The 5,963-nt window shown below is 45.1% G+C and carries 5 protein-coding genes; all 5 read right to left on the bottom strand.

The annotated features are described in order from the left end of the window. Positions 1-462 (bottom strand): ThiF family adenylyltransferase (locus tag E7204_RS09020; protein WP_295183831.1); only part of this gene is annotated, 462 nt, incomplete at its 3' end. A 130-nt stretch (positions 463-592) separates the two neighbouring features. Beyond that, the gene (locus tag E7204_RS09025) at positions 593-964 is read right to left on the bottom strand and encodes a VOC family protein (protein ID WP_021840760.1); all 372 of its coding nucleotides are present in this window, start codon (positions 962-964) and stop codon (positions 593-595) included. A 211-nt stretch (positions 965-1,175) separates the two neighbouring features. Next, complete coding sequence (locus E7204_RS09030; protein WP_295183834.1) at positions 1,176-4,259, bottom strand: AAA family ATPase; 3,084 nt, start codon at positions 4,257-4,259, stop codon at positions 1,176-1,178. Between the two features lies 1 nt (position 4,260). Continuing rightward, positions 4,261-5,442 (bottom strand): exonuclease SbcCD subunit D, encoded by a 1,182-nt coding sequence (locus E7204_RS09035; protein WP_295183837.1) that lies wholly within the window; start codon positions 5,440-5,442, stop codon positions 4,261-4,263. Positions 5,443-5,530: 88 nt separating this feature from the next. Then, a partial coding sequence (locus tag E7204_RS09040) for a deoxyribonuclease IV (protein ID WP_295183840.1) occupies positions 5,531-5,963 on the bottom strand: 433 nt, incomplete at its 5' end.

The following is a 5,963-nucleotide window of genomic DNA, read 5'->3' on the forward strand; positions in this document are numbered from 1 at the left end:
CGGATGCATCTTATTACCCGTGCCCATTGACGAAATACAAGGAATACCTAATTCCTGACAGTTTTCAATAATCGCCAATTTAGCCGTTACCATGTCAATCGCATCGATAACAAAATCTACCTTAATGTCCTTGATAAAATCAGGATACGCTTCCTTGGTATATACGATATCGTAAGTATCTACCTGCATATCAGGTCGAATCGACAAAGCGCGCTCTTTCGCAACTTCAACTTTACGACGACCGATAGTTTCCTGCGTCGCAATAAGCTGACGGTTCAAATTACTCACCGTAACTTTATCGCCGTCAATCAAAACTAAACGACCGATACCGGTACGCACTAATGCTTCCATGGCAAAACCGCCTACACCGCCGCAACCAAACAAGGCTACCGATTTAGTACCCAAATTTTCTAATTTTTCTTTTCCTACCAGCCATTCCAAGCGGGTAAACATGTGTTCCATTCAAATCTCCCATCAATAATACACTTTTTACTGACTGCCACCGAAGTGACTACTACAAGCTGCCGCTCTTAGGCAGCAGCGTTTTAAAAACGACTATAATTTCAAATTAACGAGTCGCTATAATTCCAAATTAACGAGTCGCCGGAATTACTTCCAACCAATAACCATCCGGATCGGCAATAAAGTAAATGCCCATGTTAGGGTTTTCATATACAACACAACCCATTTCTTTGTGTTTTTTGAAAGCCCCTTCATAATCATCAACAACGAATGCCAAATGGAATTCGTTATCACCTAAATTGTACGGACGGTCCCAATCACGCAACCATGTCAATTCCAACTGATGATTACTGCTACCGTCTTCCAAATATACGATTTTAAAAGAACCGTCAGCCGGTTCAATGCGACGACCCGGTTTTAAGCCTAAAGCGTCTTCGTAAAATTTAATGCTTTTATCTAAATCACGAACATTAAAATTATTATGTACCATTGTAAATTTCATGTTTGTAATCTCCTCTCATCACATACAAAGTCATAGGAACTTATTTAATTTTCTATTTCAAAGTTTACTGCTCAAAATATTTAATACTGCTATTTAATAGTATCATAAATCTCGATATATTGCTATATGATGAAGTAACAATATGACAAACTACTATATGATGTATCGCTTTCAACACGCTTAGGGCTACACATTTTCTTCGCCCGTATATTTATGGTACTAAAAAGTGAGCCGTACTGCCCTTATTGGTAGCTTCCACTACCAGATGGACCGGTATGCGCCCCTTCAATTCAGGTACATGAGAAATAATACCAACCAAGCGTCCCGATTTTTGCAATTCCACCAAGGTCTCCATGGCAATATCGAGCGTATCCGGATCCAAAGTCCCGAAACCTTCATCAATGAAAATCGTATCCAAGTGAATCCCACCGGCATAGGCTTGAATAATATCGGCTAAACCCATAGCCAACGACAAAGAAGCAAGGAAGGTTTCACCGCCGGACAAGGTATTAGCCGGCCGTTCATAACCCGTATAAGTATCAAGCACCGACAGATCAAGGCCACGATGACCGCGACTGACACTGTCCGCCTGAGCACGGCGCAATTCATAGCGCCCACGGCTCATCTGACGTAGCCGTACATTGGCGGCTACCACCACTTCTTCCAAAATAGCCCCCAGCACATAGCGTTCAAAGGTTACGCCTTTTTGCCCGGCATTGCCACCATTAGCAAGCTCATAGAGATTATTAATAAACCCGAATTGTTCGGTTATCGCCGCATTATCAGCCACTAATTTACTGTATTCGGCTAAAACTTCCCGGAGATGACGAACCGTCTCCGCTGCCTTCGTTTCGTTGCGCACAGCGTTTTCATAGATAGCTGACGCTTCGTCCTTCATTTCTTTCGTTACGACCATGGACGGTTCTGCTAAAGACGCTAAATCATTGGAAGCCGCCGTCAGCAAAGTTTGCACTCGGTCCACTGCCGCATCATAATTCTTGACGGTTGTTACGAATTCCTGCTTGCGTGCCACCATCGGCCGAAGATCCATCAACTCTGCTGCACTCAAATTCAATCGGTGAAGTTCCGCTTCAATCTCCTGCGCTTTAACCGTAGCCTCGTGCATCGTTTCCCGCTGCTGTTTTTCCAGATTTATAATCGTCGTTCCATTTGAGCTCTTGGCCTGTAAATAATCACGCTCCGCTTCTTCAAATTGAAGCTGTTCTTTTTCAAAAGCGGCGAGCCACGTCTCTTTAGCTTGTAATTCTTTTGCCCAAGAAACCTTATCTATCGCTTTTACCGCATCTTGATGAAGCGTCAAACCTTCCTGCTTACCCACGAGCTTCGTGCGCATATCCTGATAGCTTGTTTCTTTCTCTTTCAGTTCGGCACGAATAGTCTCGATCGTATTATTTAAAGCCGTAAGGGTATCACTCAATTGTGTAACTTTCTTCTCTTTTACGGCTAAGGCTTGACTGCGCTGATTCAGAATAGTTTTAACACTGTCCGCCTCTGCCAAGAACTCACAGGCAACCGTTGATTTTATATCTATATCGCCATGTTCAGCCAACCAGGCTGCTATAGCACTTTCACTTTCTTTGACCGCCTCATCGGCACGGGTCCATTGCTCGGCAGCCGCGCTCTGTCGTTCCGCCCGAGCGGATGATTCTTGTAACGCTTCACTATACACTTTTTCTGCGTTCGCCATGGCTTCTTCCGAGTATTCATCAGGCAAAACAGCCTTGTGAGGATGTTCCGTAGATCCACAAACCGGACAGGCTTCATGGCCTTTCAAAGCGATTGCTAATCCCGCTGCCGCAAATTGCCGGCGCAGATTTTCCTGATGCGCTCGCTCCATGAAAGCTAATTCTTCCTGCTGCTTAGCTTCTTCATAAGCATGACGAGTGTTAGCTGCTTGTACTTTGGCCGCTGCTCGCTCTTCTATTAACCGCGCTGCGTTTTCACCCAGTTGAACGGCCTTTAAAACAGCCTCACGTTCCTTCATGAGTTGACTCTGATTACCTAAAGCCTGCCGAAGTTCTGCTACACTCTTACTTGTCGTATCCGCTTCTTCCAGCTTAGTTTTTAAAAGTTCATTCGCCTCCTTTACAGCCTCTTTTGCATTTTCAACGTCTTCCACGAGCTGTTTTAATTCAGTCTGAAGTAACGTGATAGCATCAAAATGCGCTTTAATCTCGCCAGCCTTGTGAATATCCAAACGATAGGTTTCACTCATAGGTTTACGCTCTGCCAAGGATGCCTTCGTAGCAGTTAGCGTCGCCCCGGTTTTCATGAGTGCCTCTTTGTCGGTCCGCGCAGCTATTAAATCATCGGCAAGCTGCTGTTTTTTAGCTTCTAATTTTGCCAGTTCTGTCTCTTTCTGAAAAATCGGCATCACTTGTTCCAAACGCTCTACAATTTGCCGCGATCCATTAACAGATTCTGCTTGTTTCATCAAATCAGCGAGTTCCGCTTGTTTTTCATTAATGGTGGCGCCTAATGTTTGGCGTTTTTCCCCTAATTCATAGTCAGCCAAAATTTTTACCTGATTGGCTTGCGCCTCGGCTAAGATGCCCGCCGCTTTTGTCTGTTCCGCTTCGGCACGGCTTAATTTTTCACGCAAATCTGTTTCCGTCTTCACATCTTCTGTACTCAATAAATATCGTTGACGGTCCACCACCTCACGCGCCGATGCATATACTTTGTCATGCTCTTCCTTGAGCATGTCCTGCAAACGGGCGTAAATTTCAGTGCGAAAGAGACTGTGCATCAGCGTTTCACGCTCTGAAGTAGGGGCTACCAGGAGTTTGCGAAATTCTCCTTGCGGCAGTAATACGACTTGCAAAAACTGTTCCGCTCTAAAGCCCAATATCTCATGCACCTTTTCCTTAATGTCATTGGCGCGACTGCTGAACTCCTGCCATTCGCCGTCTTCTAAAACGGCTAATGATGCTACAGCAGCCTGCTCGCGAAAGCCTTCACCGCGGCGTTTCTTTACTTTTTGTTTCGGACACCGTTCAATCTTATATTGGCCGTCACCTACTGAAAAAGTAAAGGTAACTTTCGTTAATGTTTCAGGCGAAGCGTAATCACTGCGCATGCTCGTGCCGCTGCGCAAACCGCCACTGGATTCGCCGAACAGAGCATACACCATGGCATCTAAAATACTTGTTTTACCGGCTCCCGTCGGCCCCGTAATGAGGAATAAACTTTCTTCTTTCAAATCATCAAAGTCCAAGTGAACCGTTTCCGCATAAGGACCAAACGCCGTCATTGTTAAAGTTAAAGGTCTCATGTCAGTCCTCCTTAATCAAACGTTCCCAAAGAGAGTTCATAAATTCCTTCTCCTCGTCACTTAACGGCTCATTACGAACAGCCAAAGCAAAATCTTCAAATAATTCACGCTCTGATAATTCTTTATAATTTACGCGATTGTCGGCAGTCATTTCCGCCTGCATACGGCCCGTAAGCTCCAAGGACATGGCGTATGGAAAAACGTCACGCAAGCGTGCCATGCCGTCGATAACCGGTTCCGTATCTGCCAGTTCAACTTGTAAATACGTATCTTTGTAAGTTTCATGAAGTGCCGTATCTTGCAAAATATCATTAAAATTGCCTTTGACAATGGCTACATCATGTAACGCTTCGATACCGACCTGTTCAATTTGGCAGTCACCCTTTGCATCCATATCAACAATGGTAAACGACTTATTATGATTCGCCTCATCAAAGGAATATTTTAATAGAGACCCGCTGTAGCGAATGTTATCGGCCCCCATGCGTTGTGGCCGGTGAATATGCCCCAGGGCCGTATAGTTAAACGGCGCAAATACGTCCACCCCCACATTAGCAGTACCGCCAATTACCAAAGGACGTTCCGATTCACTGGTAATACTGCCGGCTACCATAGTATGAGCCATGCCGACCGTACGCATTCCTTCCGGTACGAGGCTACGCAAATAATCGGCCCAAGCCGCATACGTTTCGCCATAGGCTACTGCCAGATTTTGCCACTCATCCAAACGATGTGCCGCCGGAACGGTTTCCAATAAATTGGTCAAAACTGTGCGCGGTTCCGTAAACGGCATAGGACAAAAAGCAATCTCGCCATGCCCATCTTCTAAATAAAGGGGCTCTAAACTGCGGTCCATCCGGCCCCACACATGAACGTGTGATTTAGAATACAAATCACGGCCCATGTCGAGACGCTCCGCACTATCATGATTGCCACCGATTACCAGCGTCGGAATTTTATAGTCCAAGGCCAATTTAGTAATCACCATATCCCATAGTTCCACCGCTTCCACAGGCGGCACGGCGCGATCAAACACATCGCCCGCAATAACAATGGCATCTATCTTTTCGTCTTTCAGCATCTTAAAAAATTGGTGCTCCAGTACATAGGCCTGGTCATTCGTAAGATGGCGGGCATAAAAAATTCGGCCTAAATGCCAATCACCGGTGTGTAATATCCGCATAGTATCCCTCTTCAAAACACGCTAAACACTGAATTTCTCTATAGGCTCCCTTTTATAGAGATTTTGAAAAACCTAAGTAGCTCATACCTTACGCTTCTTTATAAACGCTGCGCAACAAGGCAATTTCCTTCGCATAGCCATCCAATTCATTCGGCGTTTCCAAATAGAATGGTAAATTGCGCAATGCCGGATGATTGATTACCTTCGTAATAGCCTCCAAACCGATATGACCTTCGCCGATTTTTTCATGACGGTCTTTATGAGCACCCCGCGGGTTTTTAGAATCATTCAAATGAATGGCATGTAAACGGTCGAGGCCGACGATTTTGTCAAAAGACTCCATAACACCATCCAAGTCGCCGATAATATCATAATCACCTTCGTGAATATGGCAGGTATCCATGCAGACACCAATGTACTCTTTTAACTTCACGCCATCAATAATACGGGCAATTTCTTCAAAGGTGCGGCCCACTTCAGTCCCTTTGCCGGCCATAGTTTCCAACAATACGGTAGTGTGC

The organism is Veillonella sp. (assembly GCF_015058545.1).
In the GTDB taxonomy this organism is placed as follows: domain Bacteria; phylum Bacillota; class Negativicutes; order Veillonellales; family Veillonellaceae; genus Veillonella_A.

Coding starts and splice junctions, on each gene's coding strand:
- E7204_RS09035 (WP_295183837.1), bottom strand. CDS start 5,442: ATGCGGATATTACACACCGGTGATTGGCATTTAGGCCGAATTTTTTAT.
- E7204_RS09030 (WP_295183834.1), bottom strand. CDS start 4,259: ATGAGACCTTTAACTTTAACAATGACGGCGTTTGGTCCTTATGCGGAA.
- E7204_RS09025 (WP_021840760.1), bottom strand. CDS start 964: ATGAAATTTACAATGGTACATAATAATTTTAATGTTCGTGATTTAGAT.